The following is a 20,402-nucleotide window of genomic DNA, read 5'->3' on the forward strand; positions in this document are numbered from 1 at the left end:
CTTGCACGAGGAGGTGGCGCTCAACGTCCGGTGGATGTCGCGCTCAGGTGCTGCATCGCGTACGAGCGCCATGGGCGCCAGCGTCGCGCGTGCTCCGCCGTCAGCCCGAGGTGACGCAGTCCCTCCTGTACAGCCGGGTCTGCGGGGAGGAAGACGTCGGGGTCGCCGAGGGCCCGCAGGCGGATCCGGGCCACCGCTTCCGCGCCCACGCCCGGCAGGGCGAGAAGCTCAGGTTCGATCCGGTCGCGGTCGGCTTCGGGGCCGAGGTGGAGGGCGCCGGTGAGCAGCGCCCGGGCCAGCGCGGCCACGGGAGCCGGTGCGTCCGAGTTCTCCAGCGTCTCCATGCGCGGGAAGGCGTGGGTGACGCTGCCGAGGGCGGCCGGATACCACGGTGCCGGCGGTTGGAGCAGTGGGGTGCCGTAGCTGTGGATCAGCTCGGTGAGGAGGGCTCTGCCGGTGGTCGTCTCCTCGTTCAGGATCGCGCGTACCGCCATCTCCGCCGCGTCCACCTGGCCGGGCACCCGCCGGCCGGGAGCCGCCGACACCGCGGGTGCCAGGAGAGGGTCGCGGGTGAGGTGGTCGGCGATGTCACGCGGGTCGGCGTCCAGGTCCAGGAGGCGGCGGCAGCGCTGTACCGCCGCCGGAAGGTCTTTCAGGTCCTCCAGACGCAGTTCGCAGGAGACGTACGAGTCCGCGGGCCGCAGGGTGACCAGGCCCAGGCCATGGGGAAGGTTCAGGCAGCGGCGGTAGTGGCCGGAGGTGGCGTCCTCCAGGCCGGGCAGCGCTCGGGCGGCGAGGAAGGCGAACAGCGCCGTCAGGTCCAGAGGCGGGCGGTAGGCGAGGCGCAGGCGGAGCGCGCCCGGGGGACGACCGGTGGCGCGGGCGCCCCGCAGGGCGGTGGGCGTCACGCCGTAGAACTTCCGCATGGTGTCGTTGAACTGGCGGATCGTGGAGAAACCGGCCGCGAACGCTATCTCGCTCGCGGGCAGGTCCGTCGTCTCCAGGAGCGTCCTGGCGTTGGCCGCTCGCTGAGCCCGGGCCAGGGCCTGCGGGCCGGCGCCCAGGTCGGCCGTGAGCTGCCGGTGCAGCTGGCGTTCGCTGTAGCCGAGCCGGGCGGCCAGGCCACCGACTCCTTCGCGGTCCACGAGACCCTCGGCGATCAGTCGCATCGCACGGCCCACCACGTCCGCCCGGACGTTCCAGTCTGGGGAGCCGGGGGCGGTGTCGGGCCGGCAGCGTTTGCAGGCGCGGAAACCTGCCTCCAGGGCGGCCGCGGCGGACGGGTAGAAACGCACGTTCTGGCGTTTGGGCAGCGCGGCCGGGCAACTGGGGCGGCAGTAGATGCCGGTGGTCACGACGGCGACGAAGAACCGGCCGTCGAAACGGCCGTCCCGGCTTCTGAGCACGGAGTACGCGTCCTCGTCTGTGAGCATGCGGTCCACTCTTCCGGCTCCGGGGCCGCGTCCACTAGTGACGATCGGACATCGACCTTCAGGCGCCGTACGTCGTGTCAGCCCAGGTCGCGGTCGCGCAGGCGGATCAGCGCCGCGGTGGTGAGCAGCGCGGTCAGCGCCAGGATCACGACAGGTGGCGTGATGCTGAAGGGCTCGCCCGACACCGTGTTGGGCGTGTAGTGGAAAGGCTCGATCCGGCTCCACCCCCACAGCCCGATCAGCGGCCCCAGCAGGTCACCGACCACGACCACCACACCCCAGACCGTCCACGAGAGCGCCACCGACACCCGCGGCAGCACCGTAACGGCGAAGGCGGCGGCCGCCCCGACGAGCCAGGCCGCCGGGACGTGCTCGAGCGCCGCGAGCAGCATCCTGCCCACCGCAGGCTCGTCCATGGACAGCGTGTAGACCAGCCCCGTGACGAACCCGCCGAGCGCCAGCAGCGCCGCCGTGCCGAGCGCGCCCAGGACCAGGTGCGCCGCCGCCCACCGGAGCCGGCCCACCGCGGTGGACAGCAGGACCTCGGCGTGGCCGGAGTACTCCTCCTGGTGCAGCCTGAGCATGGCGAGCACGGGATAGAGCGCGACCGTGTACGCCAGCAGGAGCACGATGATCCACAGGTACGCGTCCACCGGATCGCCCGACGGCCCTCCGTACCGCTGGATGAACGCGTCCAGCACCAGCCCCGGCTGCTGCGCCAGGCGGGGCGCGACGCTGCTGAGGCCGGCGAAGAGCGCCGCGGCCGCCGTCACGCCCACGGCCCACTTCGCCAGCATGCCGCGCTGCAGCCGCCAGGCCAGACTGAACGGCCCCTTCAGGTACGGCCCCGTGGCGGGCCCCGGGCGTTCGGGGAGCAGGCCGGAGTCGAGGTCGCGACGCGCGGACAGCCCGTACGCGAGCACCAGCAGGAGACCGGTCGCCACCAGCGACACGATCAGCACCCACCACCGGTCCGCCGCGTACGCCCGCACCAGGTGGCTCCAGCCGAGCGGCGACGCCCACGTCAGCAAGCTCACGCCGGAGGCGTCACCGGCGTAGCGCAGCACGTAGGACACGCCGAGCACGAGCAGCCCGAGCGTGGTCGCGGTCCGCGCCGTCCGTACGAGCTGCGAGACCACCGCGCCCACCGCGGCGAAGACCCAGCCCGCCGCCGTGATCGCGGCCCCGTACGCGAGCGACCCGGCGGCCTCCATGCCGACGGCGATGAGCATGGCCGAGGTGAACGCCCCGGCGAGCAGTGCGGTGACGGCGGCGGTGGTGAGGGCCGCGGTGAGCGGCGCGGCCCGGCCGATCACTCCGGACAGCATCAGCTCCTGCCGCCCTGACTCCTCCTCCGCCCTGGTGTGCCTGATGACGATGGTCAAGGTCATCCAGGCGGTCAGCAGGAAGAGCAGCCCGCCGCTCCGCCACGCTGCCATCGCGCCGACGGAGGGCTCGGCCACGGGTCCGCCGAGGCCGAGGAGGATCGGGTTGGTGGAGATCACCCGCGCGTACGTGCGCAGCGCCTCCGGGGTGGTGAAATAGCCCTGGATGTAGGAGACCAGGCCGGCGCCGAGCATGACGACGGTGAGGATCCAGACGGCCGAGCGCACGCGTTCCCCGCGCATCGCCAGCTTGAGCAGCAGCGTCATCGCGCGGCCTCCTGGTAGTGCCGCAGGAACAGCTCTTCCAGGCTCGGCGGGCTGCAGGTCAGGCCGCGCACGCCGATGACGGACAGCCGGGCGAGCAGCCCGTCGAGCGCGTCCGAGTCGGCCTGGCAGGTGAGGCGGCCGTTCTCGACCAGCACGTTGTGCACGCCGGGGAGGTCGCGGAGAGAGTCGGGAAGGCCCGCCAGGTCGGCGGTGATCGAGGTACGGGTGAGGTGGCGCAGGTCGGAGAGGGTGCCCGACTCCACGGCGCGCCCCGAGCGGACGATGGTGACCCGGTCGCACAGGGTCTCGACCTCGGAGAGCATGTGGCTGGACAGCAGTACCGTGCGGCCCGCCTGCTTCTCCTCCGCCACGCTCGCCCTGAAGGCCGCCTCCATCAGCGGGTCGAGGCCCGAGGTCGGCTCGTCGAGGATCAGCAGCTCGGCCCGGGACGAGAGCGCGGCGACCAGCGCGACCTTCTGGCGGTTGCCCTTGGAGTACGTGCGGCTCTTCTTACGTGGGTCGAGCTCGAACCTGTCCATCAGCTCGGCGCGGCGCCGCTGGTCGAGCCCGCCTCTCGCGCGCCCGAGCAGGTCGATCACCTCGCCTCCGGTGAGCGTGGGCCACAGGGTCACGTCGCCCGGCACGTACGCCAGGCGCCGGTGCAGCTCGGTGGCCTGCCGCCACGGGTCGCCGCCGAGCAGCCTGACCGTGCCGGAGGTGGCCCGGATCAGGCCCAGGAGAATGCGGATGGTCGTGGACTTTCCCGCGCCGTTCGGGCCGAGGAAGCCGTGCACCTCGCCGGCACGTACGGACAGGTCGAGCCCGTCGAGTGCGCGGGTCGCGCCGTACGACTTCGTCAGTGCGGCGACCGAGATCAAGTCGTCCATGGGGTTCCTTGTGAGGAGGCATGGCGGGATCGCGGCGTGGCGCAGAGGCCCGCCGCGTCCGCTCAGGGTGTCAGTCGGAGGCCTGGTCGAGGACCTTGGCCAGGGAGGCGATGGCCTCCCTGGCCGACTCGATGCGCCTGGCCTGCGCCTCGTCGGTCCAGCCGAGCCGCAGGCCCTCCGCCGCCAGCTCGTCGAACGCGGTGAACGCGGCGAGCTTCTGCCGGATGACCTTGGACCAGGCGTCGTCCTCTATCTGGTAGTAGACGTTCCGCTCCCCGGGCTTGCGGAACCGCCGGATCAGCTTGACGGACGTCAGGAGATGCATGTTCGTCGTCAGCGACGCGCGGCTCGCGCCGATGGCCTCGGCGATGTCGCTCGCGGTCTGCTCCGGCGGGTCGCAGGCCATGAGCCAGCCCAGGACGCGGCCGGTGATCGGCGCGAGCCCCCATTCCTGGGAGACGAACGCCGCCACCCGCTCGACCCACGCGAGCACCTGCTCGCGGTCGGGGCCGTCCTGCGCAGTCATGCCGTCATCCTAACGTTCAGCCTTGTGGCCAGTAATTTCAGGCTAGACTGAAACTACTGGCATCGCAAGTCTGGCGATCTCACCGAGTCATTCGCCGGACCAGCTGCGCCTTCGCTCCCTCGTCCCCTGGCAGCCCCCGGCCGGCGAGCGCGTCCCTGACCCGCTCGCGGAACTCGACCGGCCGATGGTCGTCGTACTTGAACTTGGCCCGCACGTCCACCACCTCCAGCCGCAGCCCCCGGATCGCCGAGAGCATCTTGCGGTACGGCCCCGCGTCCGCGGCCATCTCGCCGTAACCGCCGCCGGGCTGGTGGTAGGCCAGTTGGCGGCGGAGGATGTCGGCCTTGCCCTCCCTGTCGTCCACGATCCGCGCCCGGCACGTGAGCTGAACCGAGGCGTAGTAGCTGGTCGGCACGCCGTCGTCGGGGGAGTCGGAGCGCCAGGTCGAGGGGATGTAGGTGTAGTCGTCGTGCACGCTCACCACCGTCGCCGGGTTGGCCTCCAGCGCCGCCCAGATCGGGTTGGGCCTGGCCAGGTGGAGCACGATCTCCTCGTCGCCGTCGAACAGGAAATGCGTCGGCACCACGACCGGCGGGCCGCCGTTCACGCCGTTGGCGGTGAGCTGGCCGAAGTCGCGCGTACGCAGCCAGGTCCGCCATTCGTCGGTGTCGTGTGCCGCGTCCCAAGGATGAATGAGCACCCATACCTCTTTGTATTAGTACATAATGGACTTTGTGTCAGAAAAGTACCTGATTGTCGGCGGGACGGCCAGCGAGATAGCGGCCGGGGTCGAGCTCGCCGTGTCCGAAGGGCGGCTGCCACCAGGCGCGATGCTCCCTCCGGTGCGCGAGGTGGCCGCCGGCGCCGGGGTCAGCCCCGGCACGGCGGCGGCCGCGTACCGGCTGCTGCGCGAGCGAGGCGTCATCGAGACCGCCGGGCGGCGGGGCACCCGGGTCAGGCCGCGCCCGGCCAGCACGTTCCGGGAGGAGATCCGCATCGAGGTGCCCCCGGGCGTGCGCGACCTGTCCAAGGGCAACCCGGATCCAGCCCTCCTGCCGCGGCTGGGCGACGCCCTCGCCGCCGCGGCCCGCGCGCACGAGGAGCGGCCCGCCATGTACGGCACGGGCGACGACGAGGAGCTGCTCGCCCTGGCTGGGGAGCGCATGCGCGCGGACGGCATCCCGGACGCGCCGGTGGCGGTCACCTCGGGCACTCTCGACGCGGTCGAACGCGTGCTGGCCACCTACCTGCGCCCCGGCGACGCGGTGGCCGTGGAGGATCCCGGCTGGACAGCCCTGCTCGACCTGGTCGCCGTCATGGGGCTGCGTCCCGTGCCGATGCGGCTCGACGACGAGGGTCCCTTGCCGGAGGAGCTCGCCCGGGCTCTGCGCACGGGTGTCCGCGCCGTGGTGATCACGGCTCGCGCCCAGAACCCGACCGGCGCCGCCGTCTCAGGCGAACGTGCTCATGCCCTGCGTGAGCTGCTGGCGGCCCACCCGGACGTGCTGCTCGTCGAGGACGACCACGGCTCCGGCTTCGTGGACCTCCCCTTGCACCCGCTGGCAGGCATCACGCAGCGCTGGGTGGTCACCCGCTCGACGGCCAAGGCGTTCGGCCCTGACCTCCGCGTCGCCCTGATCACCGGTGACCCGGTCACGCTCGACCGCCTGCGCGGTCGCCAGCGGCTCGCCGCGGGCTGGGTCAGCCACCTGTTGCAGCGCGCCGTCGCGTACCTCTGGAAGACGGGCGCGGTGGACACGCCGGCGGTGGCGGCCTCGTACGCGCGGCGCCGGGACGGCCTGGTGACGGCGCTTGCCGGACGCGGCATCCGCGCGCACGGGCGCAGCGGGCTCAACGTGTGGGTCCCTGTCGCGGACGAGGCCACCGCGATCACCCGCCTGCTGGCCCGTGGCTGGGCGGCCGCGCCCGGCGCGCGCAACCGCGTCGGCACACCACCCGCGCTGCGCGTCACCGTCGCGCTCCTGCGAGCCGACGAGGTGGACCCGCTCGCCGACGCCCTCGCCGAGGCCGTACGACCGGGTTCACGCGGCGGCCCGTACGGCTGACCGGCGTGTCCTCAGCCGTCGCCTGACGGGTCGGGGATGCCGGCCTCCGTGCGGTCGGCGTCGACCACGTCGCCGAGGAGTGCGGCGACGGCGGTGGCGAGGTCGCGCAGCGCGGCGTCGGAGGGGGCCGCCTCGCTCTCGAACGCCCGCAACACCGTGCCGCCGAGCAGGTCGGCCCGCTGCTCGCGCCCGTCCTCAGGGGCGCCGCCCTCCGCTCGCAGGAAACCCTCGAAGGTCGCCTGGTAGGCGTAGCCGAGCTGGTCCACGTCCAGGTCGTCGCGGAGCAGGCCGTGCTCGGCGAGCAGCTCCAGATAGCCGCGTGCCATCTTGACGTGCCGCTCCTCGCGGTCGGGGGAGCCGGTGAGCTTGCCGAGCAGCTCGGGGTCGGTGAGGAGGAAGCCCAGCAGCAGCGGCCTGGAGGCGATGGCCAGGAAGTAGGCGCGGGCGAAGCGGTGCAGCCGGCACGCCTGCGGGTCGTCCGCCAGCACCTGCCGTACCTGATCGATCGCCGAGCCGACCTCGCGCGTGAGAACGGCCCCGAACAACTGCTCGCGCGTCTTCCAGTGCAGGTAGACGGTGCCCTTGCCGATGCCGGCCCGGGCGGCCACGTCGTCGATCGTCACCCGCCGGTAGCCGTGGAGCAGGAGCAGGTCGGCGGCCACATCGAGGATCCGCTTCGCGCGTTCGGCCCGCTGGCGCGGGTCTCGGAGTCGTTCGCTCACGATCAGCATTATGGCACATAAGAAGTAGTTGACGAATTTTCATAATCAGTCATAAGTTGTGGGCCGTCACGAGACGAGAGGAGCACGACATGTCCCCCACTGTTCTGATCTCCGGAGCCGGCATCGCCGGGAGCACGCTGGCGTACTGGCTGGCCCGGCACGGCTTCCGCCCCACCGTCGTCGAGCGCGCGACGGGGCTGCGTTCCAGCGGGAGCCCGGTCGACGTGCGCGGCCCGGCCGTCGAGGTGGCCGAGCGCATGGGTCTGATGGACAGGCTGCGCGCCGCCGCCACCACCGCGACCGGCATGGCCTTCGTCAACGACGCGGGCCGGCGGGTGGGCGGCGTCAACACCCGGGCCATGCAGCGGGCGGGCGGCAGTCGCGAGGTCGAGGTGACGCGTACCGACCTGGCGGCCATCCTGTACGAGGCCGCCCGCGACTCGGCCGAGTACCTCTTCGGCGACACCATGACCGCCATCCGCCAGGACGAGACCGGCGTCGAGGTCACTTTCGACCAGGCCGCGCCCCGCCGGTTCGACCTGGTGATCGGGGCCGACGGGCTGCACTCGATGACGCGCCGGCTGGCCTTCGGCCCCGAGAGCGCCTTCGTCCGCCACATGGGCCTCTACGTCGCCACCATGCCGCTGGACGGCCCGGCCGAGCAGCAGAGCGAGGTGGTCATCCACAACTCTCCCGGCCGCATGGTCGCCATCCACCCGGTCCGGGGCCGCGCCCTGGCCGCCTTCATCTTCCGCGCCCCGGCCGTCGAGGGCTTCGACCACCGCGACACCGAGCAGCACAGGCGCATCCTCGCCGATGCCTACGCCGGCGCCGGCTGGCAGGTGCCGGAGCTGCTGGAGCGGGCACGGACCGCCGAGGACCTGTGGTTCGACTCGGTCAGCCAGGTGCGCATCGACCGCTGGCACGACGGGCGCGTGGCGCTGCTGGGCGACGCCGCCTCGTCGGTGTCGCTGTTCGGCGACGGCTCCACGCTGGCCATGGCCGGCGCCTACACCCTGGCCATGGAGCTCGCGGCCACGCCCGCCGATCCCCAGGCGGCCTTCGCCCGCTATGAGGCCGCGCACCGTACCCTGGTCGACCCCAGGCAGGACAACGTAGCGGCGGCGGCCGCGCTGATGGTCCCGGCCACCAGGATCGGCATCGACACGCGTAACCTCGCCTCCCGGCTCTGGCCCGCCGCGGCCGCCGTGAGCTGGGTGCGCAACCGCCTCGCCCCGCGCCGGGAGCTCGAGGCCGCCGCCTGATCCTGGCTCGCGGATCTTAGATCGGTGTTATGCCCTTCCTTTTATGGTGACGCCCAAGGAGATTCCGGGAGCTGCCATGTCACAGCGGAAGGTGAAGCTCAGGCGCGCCGCCCTGCGGCGCGAAGAAGCGGTGCGGCAGGAGCACCGCAGGCGTCTGAGACGAAGGCTCTGGTACGCCACCGCCGCCGTCGTCACGGTGGTGGCCGCCGTGACCGGTGGGCTGGTGCTCACCTCCGTCAACAAGCCGAACAGGGCCTCGCCGGCCGCGACCGTCTCAACCACCCCTACCTCGCCCACCGCCAGTCCGTCGCCAAAAGCGACGACGTCCAAGCGGTGAGGGGTCCGCACGCCGCTGCTTGATCTACACAATGGCCGTTCGGCAAACTGATCAAGCCGAGTGCGTCGCCTCGGACTGATCCAGCATGAAGGAGCGGGCCGGTGTTACAGGTGGGCACGGAATACATGCTGCTGGCCGCCCTCATTGTCGGCGCTCTTGCGTGCTTACTCGGCGTCTTCACTCTGGTCACCCGTAAGATTCCGCGCTGGGTGCCGTCAAGCCGTGCACGACAAGCTCAGTGGAAGCCGTACGGCTGGGCACAGATTTTTACGTTTGCCTGGATGACGACGATGTTCCTTCCCAGGATGCTGGACGTCGATCCGCTGCTGGGACTCGGCTTGATGGTTCCCGCCATATGCTTCATGGTCACCTCGTGGTTCTTCCTCTTCAGGGCTATTTCGCCCATGAAAGGCGGAGAATCACGCGGTGGCGGCGGCTGAAGTCATCCAGCCTCGACGAGCGCGGCCAGGTTCGCCAGTGCCATCCGCGTACCGGTCTCATTGTCGGCGGCGGGCACGACGTCAGGGATCCCGTCGTGCACGATGACGACCTCGGTGCCGCCGCCGGAGTCGGCGAGCGTCGTCGTCATCGTCATGGTCCCGCCCAGCGCGGGATCCGCCGTCTCGAACTCGAACACCTCGACCACCCGCTCCTCCGGAACGAGCTCCGCGAAGTGGCCGTGGTAGGTGTCAGTGTGCGATCCCGACTTGCCGGCCGGTCCCGGCGCGTCATAGGTGAGCGAGACCCGGAACGAGCCGCCTTCGCGCGCGTCGAACTCGTGGACCTGGCTGCTCATACCCGCCGGCACCCGCCATTTCGCGATCGCGTCCGCGTCCACGAGCGCCTGGTAAACAGCCGACCGTGGCGCGTTCACGTGCCGAGAGACCCGAGTTGAGTACATGGGGCCAACGTAGGCTCTCATGGGGCCATAATGGCGGCCGATGCCGAAAATTCGGGAATTGTCGGAATATGCGGCGGCGATCGCGCCCGTCATCGACGCGGCCCACGTCAACGTGCATGCTGCGGCTCGCAGAGCGGTCACCGAACTGTCCGAGTCCTCCGGTGTGAGCCCCGGATTCCTGTCCGACCTGCGGTTCACGCTGCCGCTCCGCTCACTGACCCGGACCGACCTCGCCACGGTCTACCGGTACGGGGACGCCGACGGGCGTGAGTCCGGCATCCAGGAGCACTTCCGCGAGGGCACCCTGGCCGATGACGGTGACGGGGTGCTGCGGGTGACGGCGGCGGGGCTGGAGTTCATCCGGCGCCTGTACGAGGTGCACGGCGCAGCGGCCGAGCGGATCTGGGCCGGGCACGACCTGGCCGGGCTGGCCGGGCTCGCGGGACGGGTGCTCGATCAGGCCGAACGCGTGCCAGGAGGCGCCCTGGCGCTGATGGCGCCTCCCTATGAGCCCGCCGGAGCCGCCCCCGGCGTGCTGCTGTTCAACCGGCTCGCCGCGCTCCGGTATCACCGCGCCGACGCGCATGCCGTGGCCTGGCAGGCGGAGGGCCTGTCCGCGGCCGAGATCGTCGGCCTGCGGGACGGGCCCGTCCGTGCCCGGATCGAGGCGGACACCAACCGGCGGGCCGCCGCGCCGTACGAGATCCTCTCCGAGGACGAGCGGCAGACCCTGTACGACGGCCTGCTGAAGCTCATCTAGAGCGACGCCAGGAGCCGGCCCACCTGCGTGCGGTCGTTCACGCCCAGCTTGTCGTACGCCGCCTGCAGATGATTGGCCGCCGTGCGCGTGGACAGCGTCAGCCGGTCGGCGATCTGCCGGTTCGTCAGGCCGGCCGCCGCGAGCTGCACGATCTCCCGCTGGCGCGGCGTGAGCTCGGGCGTGGCCAGCTCCACCAGCGCCGGGGTCGTCACGCCCGGGCAGCGCTTGGCCAGCGCCCACGCCCTGGTCTGCGCGCCCCTGGCCAGCGTGCCGCGGCCCTCGTCGCGGTACGCCGCCGCCTCCTGCGCCGTGGTCTCGGCCGCGTACAGCAGCATCCCCGACCGCTCGAACTCCCCGGCCACCGCCCGCAGCGAAGCCGGATCGCCGACGGCCCGCGCGTGCCTCGACAGGAGACCGGGCAAGGGCCCATCCACCCGCTCCGCCAGCGAGGACAGCCGCTCCGCCGACGAGGACAGGTGGTCCGCCGCCGGAGCTCCCAGCCGCACCAGGTCGTGCAGCGCGAACATCAGGCTCCCGTACAGTTCGTGCCGCTCCGCGTGATCCGCGGCCTCCAGACAGAGCCGTACCGCCCCCTCCAGGTCGCCGTCCGCCGCGGCCACCCACACCGCGGCCTGCATCGCGTGCTGCCGGGTGAACGCCCATCTGGACGCCGCCGCCGAGGCCTCCGCCAGCACCTCGCGAGCCTGCGCCGTCCGGCCCAGCAGCGCCAGCGCGTGCGCCTGCTCGGCCAGCACCCGTCCCAGGTACGGCTCCCGGGCGGGCATCCTGGCCAGGTCGTCCCCGCACCAGCGCAGCGCGCCCGCGACGTCGCCGCGCAGCCGGCTGACCGTCGCCCGGTGGGCCGCGAACCCCGACACCGACAGCTCCGCCGCGGGCAGCTCCATCCCCTGCTCCGCGGTCCTGGCCGCCGCGTCCAGCCGCCCGGAGAACACCTGCGCGGCACAGAGCGCGTCCAGGAAGCTCGGCAGCGCGTGCGGCGCCTCGTCCTGCCAGCTCTCCAGCCCGGCCAGCGTCCGTTCGGCGATGGCCAGGCCGGACTCGGCACGCCCCGAGTACGCCGCGACCCACGCCTCCATGGACGCCGCGTGCGCCTCGGCGCGCACCGTCATCGGCCCGAACGTACGGGATCGCGCCAGCGACCGCGCCGCCCCGGTCAGCCGGCCGGCGAAGCAGTCAGCGACGGCCCGGTACACGTGGGCCTCCTGGAGCCAGACGGGCTCGGTCAGCGTGCGCGCGGCCGCGTCGAGCACCTCGCACGCCTCGGCGTCCGCGCCCGCCCACGCCAGATTGATCCCCAGGCTGAAGGCGTACTGGGCACGATCGGCCTCGGTGACCGCGTCGCGTGCCGCCTGCCGCAGCGTCGCCAGCGCCGAGTCGGCGTCGCCCAGCACCATGAGCACCTCGCCGAGCAGCGCGACCCCGGCCACGCCCGCCCCCGCCTCGATCGCGGCCCGCGCCAGGCGTTCGGCCAGCCGGGGATCCTGCCTGCCCCAGGCCAGCCGGGCGGCCGAGACCAGCGTCTCCGGGGCGGCGGCCGAACCGCTGTCCAGCCGCCACACGGCCGCCCGCAGCTCGTCCTCGCGCCGCCGGAGCCCGCTGGCCTCCAGCGCGTCGGCCAGCATGCGCAGCCGCCGCCGCGTCCGCAACGTGCCGCAGCCGCCGCGTACCACCTCGCCGTAGAGAGGGTGGCCGAGCCGTAGGTGCTCGCGCCTGCCGTCGTCCACGGCGACGATCAGGCCGCGGTCCTCGACCCGCTCGACCGCCCGGGACGAGTTCAGCGACGCCAGCAGCTCCGTGCCCAGCGGCTCCCCGAACGCCACCAGCTCCAGCACCTCGCGCTCTTCCTCGTCGAGATGGCCGATCCGCTCGCCGACCAGCTCACGCAGCCGGGTCGTCATCGACAGCTCGCCCCGCCAGCGCCACTGGCCGTCCCGTTCGGCCAGGCAGCCGCTGCCCAGCCCCGCCTGCACGACCTCGCGCAGGTAGAGCACGTTCCCCTCGCTGACCCGCGCGAGATGACGTACGGTCTCCGCGGCCACCTCGCCGCCGAGCGCGCCCGCGAGCACCTGCCCGACCTCGTTCCCGGTCAGCGGCGGCAGCTCGATCCTGTCGAGCAGCTCGTCCTTCCACAGCGCGGCCACGGGGGCCGGCTGCGGCTCGCCGGAACGTACGGTCACCACGACGCGGGCCGTGCCGCTCTCCACCAGGAAGTGCACCAGTGCCGCCGAGGCCGGGTCCAGCCGGTGCGCGTCGTCCACGCTCACCAGCAGCTCGCCCCGCCGTGCGCGTTCGCGCAGGTGGCGGGCCGCCCAGTGCAACAGGTTCTCGCCGCCCTCCGGCGGCCCCGTCAGCACGTGCGCGAACGCGCCGAACGGGATCATCGACGCGGTCTCCGTGCCCAGCGCCCGCACCACCACGTACCCCGGCATTCCGGCCAGCGCCTCCACCGCCAACCGGCTCTTGCCGACGCCGGCCGCACCGGCGATCATCACGCCCGCTCCCGACCGCACCGCCCCGCGCACGGCCGCCAGCGGCTCCCCTCGCCCGACGAACGGCCAACCGCTCCCCTGCTCGCTCATCGCGCCTCCTCTCGACACCCATCGTGGTGACGGAGGTTTGGGGGAGGTTCAGGCTGAATCCCGCTTCAAACCGGCGGAGATACGCAGCAGCTCCATGAGCGCGTCCGCGCCGACGAACGGCACCGCCTCGCCCCCCACCTCTTCGAGCAGCCCGCGGAGCTGGCCGCCGGATTGCTCGGGCTCGACCAGCCGGACGATGACCGTTCTCATCTGGAAACCATCTCGCCGCCCGGTTCAGGTCTGGTTCAGGCGGGGTACGGGGCGGGCTCGACCTCCAGCTCGCGCATGCGTTCCGCATAGAGGTGGTAGCGCCGTCGCGCGTCGCCGCGGCGGCCCGCCCGGTCGAGCACGCGTACCAGGCCGAGGTGGGCGCGCTCGTCGTAACGGTCCCGCTCCAGCAGGCGCAGCCAGTAGCGCGCGGCCTCGTCGTAGCGCCGCTCCTCCGCGCGCGCCGTGGCCAGCCTGGCCGCCGCCTGCGTGTAGGCCAGCCGGGCCTGCTCGCGCAGCCCCACGGCCCAGTCCGCGTAGGGGTCCTCCTCGCAGAACTCCCCGCCGTACGCGCTCTCGGCCGCCGCCCACCGCTCCAGCGCCTCGGCCGTACGCCCTGCCTGATCGAGCCGTACGGCCTCAGCCACCAGATCCAGAAATATCTCGACATCGACGTCGACGTTCGACAGGTCCAGCCGTAACGTGCCCTCATCCGAGACCACGATCTCGTCCGCCGGCCTCTCGCGCTCCGGGTCCAGCACCGCGCGCAGCGTGGAGACCATGACGTTCAGCCGCCGCAGCCCGACCGCCTCGCCCTCCTGGTCCGGCCAGAGGACCTCGACCAGCCGCTCCCTGGCGGTCCCGCTCCCCCTGCGGCTGACGAGGATCTTCAGCAGGTCACGGGCCTTGCGCGACTGCCAGGCCGTACGGGGGACCGGCACGCCGCCGCGCAGCACCCGGAACGTCCCCATGGTCTCGACGACCACTCGCGCGCCCGGCGCGGGAGCGGCCCGCGCGATCAGCGCGTCGATCCGGTGGTCGAGCGCCCGGCAGCCGATCGCATGCATGCGCTCGCGCACCCTCGCGGCCACCCCGCCGCCGGTCGCCGGATCGGTCAGAGCGGCCCTGATCAGCTCGGCCCTGGCCTGCCCGATCGGGTCGCCCAGCATGCTCCACCTGCGTACCGCCTCGTCGGCCAGCCGGGCGTCGCCGTCCAGCTCGGCCCGCAGCTCGGCGACGGCGGCCTGCGCGACGTGGTCCCTGCGGCTGACCGCGACCGGTTCGGCCTCGTCGAGCAGCGCCCTGGCGGCGTCGGGCCGCCCGCCCGCCAGCGCCGCGCGGGCGGCCGCGACCCTGGCGGTCACCCCGGCGATGCCCTCGGTGTGCCGGAGCGCCTGCTCGGCCACGCGGGCGGCCTCTTCTGGGTCGTCGTCGGCGAGGAGTTCGGCCAGCGCGTTGAGTGCGTTGGACACCACCTGAACGTCGCCGGGCGGCGCCTCGGCGACGATCCGGCGGTAGATCGCGATCGCCGCCCCGCGGTCGCCACGCAGCGCCTGCACCTCGGCCAGCCGGAGCAGCCCATACGTGACCAGCCTGGAGCCGATCGCCTCCCACCCGGCCACCGCCGCGGCGGCCTCGGTGGCGGCCTCCTCCAGGCGGCCGAGCCCGATCAGCGCCTTGGCCCGGTTGGCGGCGCTGAGCGCGGCGAACGGCGCGAACGACACCAGGCCCGACAGCCTGCCCGCCTGGTCCGTCTCGGCCAGGGCCTCGGCGTACGAGCCCTCGTCAAGGTAGCGGGAGGCACGGTTGGCGTGGATGCGGATGAGCTGGACGATGTCGCCCGCGCGTTCGGCGTACTCCAGCGCGCGCAGATAGTGGGCGTCGTTGGCGCGGCGGTCGCCGTCGAGGGAGGCGAGCATGGCCAGCACCGTGTTCGCCTCCGCCAGGGCGCCGGGGTCACCTAAGGCTGCGGCCTGCTCCATCGCCTTGTCGGCGAGCTCGGCGCAGCCTGCCCGATCGCCCTTCAGCCAGAGCACGGAGGCGGCGGAGGCCGCGCACATGGCGGCGTCGGCGGGCGGGAAGCCGTACTCGTGGCCTTTGTGGTACATGGCGAGCGCGACGTCGTACTCGCCGCGCCGGTGGTCGATGAAGCCGAGCCGCCTGGCCACGGACGCGTCGAACGCCGGCCCCTCGGCGGCCTGGGCGAGCAGCTCGCGGGCGCGGGTCCAGTGGCCGCGGTTCTGCTCGGCGAAGCCGGCCAGCTTGACCATGGAGGGCGAGTGCCTGGCGGCCTCGGGCAGCAGTTCCAGCGCCGCGAGCACGTCCCCGCGCTCGGCCAGGCGCAGCCCGTACGCGTCGAGGAGCGCGGCCGCCAGGCCCGGATGCTCGGTCGCGACGGCCGCGCGCAGGGCCAGCTCGGGCCGGTCGCGCTCGGCGTACCAGCGGGACGCGACCGCCGCCACGTCGTGGGCCTCGTTCCTGTCGAGCGGGGCATGCTTGGTCAGCACGTGCCTGCTGGTCGAGGTCAGGCGGTGGCCGTCCTGGCCGGCCTCGAGGAACAGGCCGCGGCTGGTCAGCGAGTCGAGCGTGTCGGGCGGCGCGCCGAGCGCGGCGGCCAGCTCGGCGGTCAGCACGGGCAGGACGGTGGCGGCACGCAGCAGCTCGCGCATGGTCGGCGGCAGGTCCCTGAACGCGGCGAGCGTGAGGCGTTCGAGCGTGGCGGAGTTCGCGGCCAGGCCGGCGGCCGTACGGGGCCAGCCGGAGGGGTCCTCGCGGGCCAGCGTGTCGAGCGCGGCCCGCACGGCGGCCGGCCAGCCGCCGCAGGCGTCGTGCAGCGTGGCGGCGACGGCCGCGCCCTGCTCGCCCAGCCGGTCACGTGCCCAGGCGGCGGTCTCGTCCGGGGTGAGCGCGAGGTCCGTCGCGTCCAGGTCGAGCACCTCGTGGTCCTGGCGCAGCCGGGCGGTCGGGAACGGCAGCGGCGTCCGCGACGCGGTGACCAGGTGCAGATGTCTGGGAGCGGCGCGGACCAGCGTCTCCACGTAACGGACGGAGCCCGGCGCGCCGGCGATGGCGTCGACGTCGTCGAAGACCAGGGCGAGCCCGCGCCGCAGCCGCCTGGCCAGCGCCTCGGCCAGCGCGCCCGCCAGCGCCGACGCCCTGGCCAGTTCGTCGGCGTCGGGACCGAGCGGGGCCCCCGCGGCGGTCACCAGGTCGGCGGGCAGACCGGACACCTTCTCCGACAGGGCCGACGCGACCGCTCCCGCCAGCGTGGGCAGGTCGCGGTCGGCGGGCCCGAGCCGGTGCAGCACGGCGCCGACGGCCTGACTCCAACCCGCCAGAGCGGTCGACTTCCCGTAGCCTGTAGTTGCGACGAGCGAGGTGAGCCTGTACGTAAGTGCCCCGTCGAGCCGCCGGTCGAGGGCGGGACGGGGTCGCACCCACCCTCGGTCCACCCCCGCATGCTACGCCGGGGGTTCGCCAGGGACTCCATAGTTCGGAAAGTGCCACCTCCCGGTAACAAGCCGGCAGGCGCACTATGGTCGTACTTCTTAACGGGAGGCACCGTGGAACAGGATCTGCCCGGCGGTGCGAGGCTGATAGTGGGGGTGGACGAGTCCCCGGCCTCGCGTTGGGCGCTGGCCTGGGCCATCGGGGCGGCCAGGCTGCACCGGATGGCCCTGGTCGCCGTGCACGTCAGTCGCGCGCCCGTCCATCCCTTCCCTGAGGCGCTGCCCGTCCAGCACGCGCTCAGATCCGGCGAGGAGGCCCGCTGCACCGAGGTGGTCGCCGGCGTGTTCGACGACGTCGCGGGTGGCGTGCCCGACGACATCAGGACGGCCGTGGTCGGCCGGGTCGGCGATCCCGGCTACCATCTCGTCGACCTGGCCCGCGAAGGCGACCTGCTGGTGCTCGGGCGGGGCCGGCGCGGGCTGCTCAGTCGCATCTTCCTGCCTTCGACCAGCATGTACTGCGCCCGCCACGCGAAGACCACGGTCGTCATCGTGCAGCAGCCGTCGCCGCCCGACGATCCGGAGCTGTCAGGGGAGCGGGCCCGCCGCTTCTGGACCCGCCGCCATCTGTAGCCGCCGCAGCCCTTCGGGGATGTCGTCCCTGGCGATCCCGCCGTAGCCCAGGACCACACCGGGACGGGTCGGGCTCTCGCCGCAGTACGCCTCCAAGGACTCCACCGCCAGGCCCGGCACAGGACGTACGGACACCCCCGGGGCGAGGCGGGCACACAGGTGCAGGCCCGCGGTGGACGGGACCAGGAGCAGGCGCTCGTCCCCGGCCAGCATCTCGGTGATCATGGCGTGCCTGGCGGCGTACTCGCGGGTCGCCTTCCTGATGTGCCTGGCCAGGAGCCCCTCGTCGATGAAGCGGGCCAGTGCCGCCTGTGAGGGGACGTCGCTGTGCCAGTCGGAGAGCTGCTTGGCCGCGTGCAGCGCGGGCGCGAGCGAGGCGGGGGCGACGAGGAAGCCGAGCCTGAGCATGGGGAGCAGGGTCTTGGAGAACGAGCCCACGTAGATGACGCGGCCCGCGCGGTCGAGGCTCTGGAGGGGCTCCAGCGGGCGCTCGCCGTACCGGAACTCGCTGTCGTAGTCGTCCTCGATCACGACCGCGCCGCGGCGCTCCGCCCAGGCCAGAAGGGCGGCGCGGCGGCCCAGCGACATGGGTGTGCCCAGGGGGAACTGGTGCGACGGCGTGACGTACACGATGCGGGCGGCGCGGGGGATGGCGCGGACGTCGATGCCCTCCGCGTCCACCGGCACCCCGGTCACGCGGGCGCCGAGCGAGCGGAACAGCAGGCGGGCGGGCGGGTAGCCGGGCTCCTCGACGGCCACGCAGGTGCCGGGCTCGATCAGGACACGGCCGATGAGGTCGAGCGCCTGCTGGGCGCCGTTCGTGATCAGCACGTCGCCGGGGCCGGCGTGGACCGAGCGGCTGATGCCGATATGCCGGGAGATGGCCTCTCTCAGCGGCTCGTATCCGGCAGGGCTGTGGTACGTGGCGACGCTCACCCGCAGCTCGCGGGCCACCAGCCGCCGCCACGCCTCCATCGGGAAGAGGCGAGGGTCCGGCACGCCGACGCGGAAGTCGTACCGGACGCTCTGTACGGCCTCCGGAGCGCCGATCTCCCGCCAGAACGCGCGCGGGCGCACGACCCCCTTCGGGGCCGCCCTGCCGCGTACCGGCTGCTGATGGAGCGGCGCGGCTGACACGAACGTGCCCGCGCCCGCCCGCCCCACCAGGAACCCGTCGGCGACCAGCCGGTCGTAGGCCACCGCGACCGTGTTCCTGGAGATCTCCAGCCTCCGCGCCAGCTCCCTGGTCGGGGGGAGCCGCTCGCCCGACCTGAGACGGCCGTCGAGTATGGCGTCGAGGAGCTGCCGGTAGACCTGTGCGGCCAGGTCACCGCGGCCTTTCAGGGTGATGTGGACGTCCATCTTGGCCCAATCAATTCGCCGGAAATTGGAGCTTATCTAGGGACAAAGAGGGATCCAAGATGGGCACATGACAGAACGTATGAACCTTGGACCGCTGGTCGGCGACGTATACCGGCACGCGGGCGCCCTCGACGGTTTCGTCGAGGAGAGCACGCTCCCCAAGTCCCTCCTCTACCTGGTGCAGCTGCGCGCCAGCCAGATCAACGGCTGCGTCTACTGCGTGGACCAGCACAGCGCCGACGCCAGACAGGCGGGGGAGAGCGACGCCCGGCTGCACTCGGTCGCCGTCTGGCGGGAGTCCCCGTTCTTCACCGAGCAGGAACGTGCCGCCCTGGCCTACACCGAGGCCGCCACCCGGCTCTCGACCGATGACGTCACGGACGAGATCTGGGGTCAGGCGGCGGCCCATTTCGCCGAGAAGGAACTGGCGGCGCTGATCGTGGCCGTGGCGACCATCAACTTCTGGAACCGCCTGGCCGTTTCCACCCGGATGACCCCGCCCTCGTACAAGCCCTGATCCGGCAGCCATGAACAATCGCCGCATCCTGGCTCTCGCCCAGCTCGCGAACTCCATCGGCGACGGTGTCTACCTCGTCACCTCCGCGTTCTACTTCGCCAGGATCGTCGGCCTGTCGGCCACCGAGATCGGCCTCGGCCTCACGCTGGGCTGGGCCGTCGGCTCGGTGGCCGGCGTGCCGCTCGGCCACCTGGCCGACCGGCGCGGGCCCCGCGGAGTCGCCGTGCTGCTCGCGCTCACGACCGCCACGGCGGTCGCCTCGTTCGTGTTCGTCCGCTCGTTCGCGCTGTTCGCGCTGGTGGCCTGCCTGTACGGCACGGCGCAGACCGGCCTGTCGGCCGCCCGCCAGGCCCTGCTCGCCGGGCTGACCGCGCCCGCCGAACGCACGGCCGTACGGGCCGTCCTGCAGTCCACGCTCAACGGCGGCCTGGCCGTCGGCGCCGCCCTGGGCGGGCTCGCCCTCCACCTCGACACGCGCGCCGCTTACCTCGCGGTGTTCGCACTCGACGCCCTGAGCTTCCTGGCCGCCGCCTTCCTGCTGCTCAAGCTGCCTGCGGTACGGGCCGCCCAGGTGACCTCCTCCGGCCCCCGGCTCCCGGTGCTCAGAGACCGCCCCTACGCGCTCGTCACGCTCATCAACGCCGTGATGCTCTTCTACATGCCGCTGCTCAGCCTGGTCGTGCCGCTCTGGATCGCCTCGCGTACGAGCGCGCCCACCTGGATGGTCTCGGTGCTGATGGTGATCAACACCGGCACGGTCCTGCTCTTCCAGGTGCGGGTGGCCAGGCGCGTGAAGGGCCTGCGCTCCGCCTCCCTGTCGGTGCGGAACGCCGGATTGGTGATGTTCGCGGCCTGCGCCGTGTTCGCGCTGAGCCCGTACGGGTGGCCGTTCCTGCTCGTGGCGGCCGGTCTGCAGGTCCTCGCCGAGATGCTGCTGGCCTCCGGGTCCTGGGAGATCGGCTTCGGGCTCGCCCCTGACGACAAACAGGGCCAGTACCAGGGGTTCTTCGGGACGGGGGTGGCGGTGGCGAGGATGCTCGGGCCCGTCGTGCTCACCACGCTGGTGCTGGGGGGCGGCACGGTCGGGTGGCTGCTGCTCGGGGCGGCGTTCGTGGCGGCCGGCGCCGCGATGGCACCGGCCGTTCGATGGGGGCAGCGCTCGCGCGAAGCGGCGGCGGCGGTCGCAGGGTGACGCCGCTCACCGCGAATACGCTTAAGACCGCCATGACCGCCGGCTTCCTTCATGTGACCAGCGACACGACTATGTGACCAGCGACACGACATCCACGTGGGCGGCCACACTC

At 72.8% G+C, this 20,402-nt stretch carries 19 protein-coding genes; 8 read left to right on the plus strand and 11 right to left on the minus strand.

Features of this window, described 5'->3' with window-relative positions:
* Positions 1-20: 20 nt before the first annotated feature.
* The 5 genes from AB0J64_RS20500 to AB0J64_RS20520 form a co-directional block, all read right to left on the minus strand.
* Positions 21-1,433, minus strand: coding sequence for an AlkA N-terminal domain-containing protein (locus AB0J64_RS20500; RefSeq protein ID WP_364028879.1), 1,413 nt, complete (start codon positions 1,431-1,433; stop codon positions 21-23).
* Between the two features lie 77 nt (positions 1,434-1,510).
* Complete coding sequence (locus tag AB0J64_RS20505; protein ID WP_364028881.1) at positions 1,511-3,085, minus strand: polyketide antibiotic transporter; 1,575 nt, start codon at positions 3,083-3,085, stop codon at positions 1,511-1,513.
* Complete coding sequence (locus tag AB0J64_RS20510; RefSeq protein ID WP_364028883.1) at positions 3,082-3,972, minus strand: ABC transporter ATP-binding protein; 891 nt, start codon at positions 3,970-3,972, stop codon at positions 3,082-3,084. The genes AB0J64_RS20505 and AB0J64_RS20510 overlap by 4 nt, the downstream gene beginning before the upstream one ends.
* A 70-nt stretch (positions 3,973-4,042) precedes the next feature.
* A complete protein-coding gene (locus AB0J64_RS20515) occupies positions 4,043-4,498 on the minus strand; it encodes a transcriptional regulator (protein ID WP_364028885.1) in 456 nt (151 codons plus the stop codon).
* Positions 4,499-4,577: 79 nt separating this feature from the next.
* Positions 4,578-5,198, minus strand: coding sequence for an FMN-binding negative transcriptional regulator (locus AB0J64_RS20520; protein WP_364028887.1), 621 nt, complete (start codon positions 5,196-5,198; stop codon positions 4,578-4,580).
* Between the two features lie 25 nt (positions 5,199-5,223).
* On the opposite strand from AB0J64_RS20520, the gene AB0J64_RS20525 reads away from it, so the two are divergent.
* Positions 5,224-6,564 (plus strand): aminotransferase class I/II-fold pyridoxal phosphate-dependent enzyme, encoded by a 1,341-nt coding sequence (locus AB0J64_RS20525; protein ID WP_364028889.1) that lies wholly within the window; start codon positions 5,224-5,226, stop codon positions 6,562-6,564.
* A gap of 11 nt (positions 6,565-6,575) precedes the next feature.
* Here the strand turns inward: AB0J64_RS20525 and AB0J64_RS20530 are convergent, their stop codons facing one another.
* Positions 6,576-7,286 carry a TetR/AcrR family transcriptional regulator gene (locus tag AB0J64_RS20530; RefSeq protein ID WP_364028891.1) on the minus strand — a complete coding sequence of 237 codons (711 nt, stop codon included), beginning with the start codon at positions 7,284-7,286 and terminating at the stop codon, positions 6,576-6,578.
* A gap of 89 nt (positions 7,287-7,375) precedes the next feature.
* Between AB0J64_RS20530 and AB0J64_RS20535 the strand changes: the two genes are divergently transcribed.
* From AB0J64_RS20535 to AB0J64_RS20545, 3 genes are all read left to right on the plus strand, one after another.
* Complete coding sequence (locus AB0J64_RS20535) at positions 7,376-8,551, plus strand: FAD-dependent monooxygenase (RefSeq protein ID WP_364028893.1); 1,176 nt, start codon at positions 7,376-7,378, stop codon at positions 8,549-8,551.
* 76 nt (positions 8,552-8,627) lie between these two features.
* The gene (locus tag AB0J64_RS20540) at positions 8,628-8,888 is read left to right on the plus strand and encodes a hypothetical protein (protein ID WP_364028895.1); all 261 of its coding nucleotides are present in this window, start codon (positions 8,628-8,630) and stop codon (positions 8,886-8,888) included.
* A 101-nt stretch (positions 8,889-8,989) separates the two neighbouring features.
* Positions 8,990-9,328, plus strand: a complete 339-nt coding sequence (locus tag AB0J64_RS20545) for a hypothetical protein (protein WP_364028897.1) — start codon at positions 8,990-8,992, stop codon at positions 9,326-9,328.
* A 2-nt stretch (positions 9,329-9,330) separates the two neighbouring features.
* Here the strand turns inward: AB0J64_RS20545 and AB0J64_RS20550 are convergent, their stop codons facing one another.
* Complete coding sequence (locus AB0J64_RS20550; RefSeq protein WP_364028899.1) at positions 9,331-9,789, minus strand: SRPBCC domain-containing protein; 459 nt, start codon at positions 9,787-9,789, stop codon at positions 9,331-9,333.
* 40 nt (positions 9,790-9,829) lie between these two features.
* Between AB0J64_RS20550 and AB0J64_RS20555 the strand changes: the two genes are divergently transcribed.
* Positions 9,830-10,549, plus strand: a complete 720-nt coding sequence (locus tag AB0J64_RS20555; protein ID WP_364028901.1) for a hypothetical protein — start codon at positions 9,830-9,832, stop codon at positions 10,547-10,549.
* On the opposite strand, the gene AB0J64_RS20560 is transcribed toward AB0J64_RS20555, so the two are convergent.
* Genes AB0J64_RS20560 through AB0J64_RS20570 form a run of 3 tightly spaced genes read right to left on the minus strand, consistent with a single transcriptional unit; the run spans position 10,546 to position 16,589 of the window.
* Complete coding sequence (locus AB0J64_RS20560) at positions 10,546-13,149, minus strand: LuxR C-terminal-related transcriptional regulator (RefSeq protein ID WP_364028903.1); 2,604 nt, start codon at positions 13,147-13,149, stop codon at positions 10,546-10,548. The genes AB0J64_RS20555 and AB0J64_RS20560 overlap by 4 nt on opposite strands.
* A gap of 48 nt (positions 13,150-13,197) precedes the next feature.
* Entirely contained in the window at positions 13,198-13,359 is a 162-nt protein-coding gene (locus tag AB0J64_RS20565) for a hypothetical protein (RefSeq protein ID WP_364028905.1), read from the minus strand.
* A gap of 35 nt (positions 13,360-13,394) precedes the next feature.
* Positions 13,395-16,589 carry a BTAD domain-containing putative transcriptional regulator gene (locus AB0J64_RS20570; RefSeq protein ID WP_364028907.1) on the minus strand — a complete coding sequence of 1,065 codons (3,195 nt, stop codon included), beginning with the start codon at positions 16,587-16,589 and terminating at the stop codon, positions 13,395-13,397.
* Between the two features lie 111 nt (positions 16,590-16,700).
* On the opposite strand from AB0J64_RS20570, the gene AB0J64_RS20575 reads away from it, so the two are divergent.
* Entirely contained in the window at positions 16,701-17,219 is a 519-nt protein-coding gene (locus AB0J64_RS20575) for a universal stress protein (protein WP_364028909.1), read from the plus strand.
* Here AB0J64_RS20575 and AB0J64_RS20580 read toward each other — a convergent pair.
* Entirely contained in the window at positions 17,175-18,581 is a 1,407-nt protein-coding gene (locus tag AB0J64_RS20580; RefSeq protein ID WP_364028911.1) for a PLP-dependent aminotransferase family protein, read from the minus strand. The two genes, AB0J64_RS20575 and AB0J64_RS20580, sit on opposite strands and share 45 nt — an antisense overlap.
* Positions 18,582-18,648: 67 nt before the next feature.
* Between AB0J64_RS20580 and AB0J64_RS20585 the strand changes: the two genes are divergently transcribed.
* Both AB0J64_RS20585 and AB0J64_RS20590 read left to right on the plus strand, forming a co-directional pair.
* Complete coding sequence (locus AB0J64_RS20585; protein WP_364028913.1) at positions 18,649-19,098, plus strand: carboxymuconolactone decarboxylase family protein; 450 nt, start codon at positions 18,649-18,651, stop codon at positions 19,096-19,098.
* A gap of 10 nt (positions 19,099-19,108) precedes the next feature.
* Entirely contained in the window at positions 19,109-20,290 is a 1,182-nt protein-coding gene (locus AB0J64_RS20590) for an MFS transporter (protein ID WP_364028915.1), read from the plus strand.
* Positions 20,291-20,402 lie beyond the last annotated feature (112 nt).

The sequence above is a fragment of the Nonomuraea sp. NPDC049695 genome, assembly GCF_040674955.1.
Taxonomy (GTDB): domain Bacteria; phylum Actinomycetota; class Actinomycetes; order Streptosporangiales; family Streptosporangiaceae; genus Nonomuraea; species Nonomuraea helvata.

Coding starts and splice junctions, on each gene's coding strand:
- AB0J64_RS20500 (WP_364028879.1), bottom strand. CDS start 1,433: ATGCTCACAGACGAGGACGCGTACTCCGTGCTCAGAAGCCGGGACGGC.
- AB0J64_RS20505 (WP_364028881.1), bottom strand. CDS start 3,085: ATGACGCTGCTGCTCAAGCTGGCGATGCGCGGGGAACGCGTGCGCTCG.
- AB0J64_RS20510 (WP_364028883.1), bottom strand. CDS start 3,972: ATGGACGACTTGATCTCGGTCGCCGCACTGACGAAGTCGTACGGCGCG.
- AB0J64_RS20515 (WP_364028885.1), bottom strand. CDS start 4,498: ATGACTGCGCAGGACGGCCCCGACCGCGAGCAGGTGCTCGCGTGGGTC.
- AB0J64_RS20525 (WP_364028889.1), top strand. CDS start 5,224: ATGGACTTTGTGTCAGAAAAGTACCTGATTGTCGGCGGGACGGCCAGC.
- AB0J64_RS20535 (WP_364028893.1), top strand. CDS start 7,376: ATGTCCCCCACTGTTCTGATCTCCGGAGCCGGCATCGCCGGGAGCACG.
- AB0J64_RS20540 (WP_364028895.1), top strand. CDS start 8,628: ATGTCACAGCGGAAGGTGAAGCTCAGGCGCGCCGCCCTGCGGCGCGAA.
- AB0J64_RS20550 (WP_364028899.1), bottom strand. CDS start 9,789: ATGTACTCAACTCGGGTCTCTCGGCACGTGAACGCGCCACGGTCGGCT.
- AB0J64_RS20555 (WP_364028901.1), top strand. CDS start 9,830: ATGCCGAAAATTCGGGAATTGTCGGAATATGCGGCGGCGATCGCGCCC.
- AB0J64_RS20560 (WP_364028903.1), bottom strand. CDS start 13,149: ATGAGCGAGCAGGGGAGCGGTTGGCCGTTCGTCGGGCGAGGGGAGCCG.
- AB0J64_RS20565 (WP_364028905.1), bottom strand. CDS start 13,359: ATGAGAACGGTCATCGTCCGGCTGGTCGAGCCCGAGCAATCCGGCGGC.
- AB0J64_RS20580 (WP_364028911.1), bottom strand. CDS start 18,581: ATGGACGTCCACATCACCCTGAAAGGCCGCGGTGACCTGGCCGCACAG.
- AB0J64_RS20585 (WP_364028913.1), top strand. CDS start 18,649: ATGACAGAACGTATGAACCTTGGACCGCTGGTCGGCGACGTATACCGG.
- AB0J64_RS20590 (WP_364028915.1), top strand. CDS start 19,109: ATGAACAATCGCCGCATCCTGGCTCTCGCCCAGCTCGCGAACTCCATC.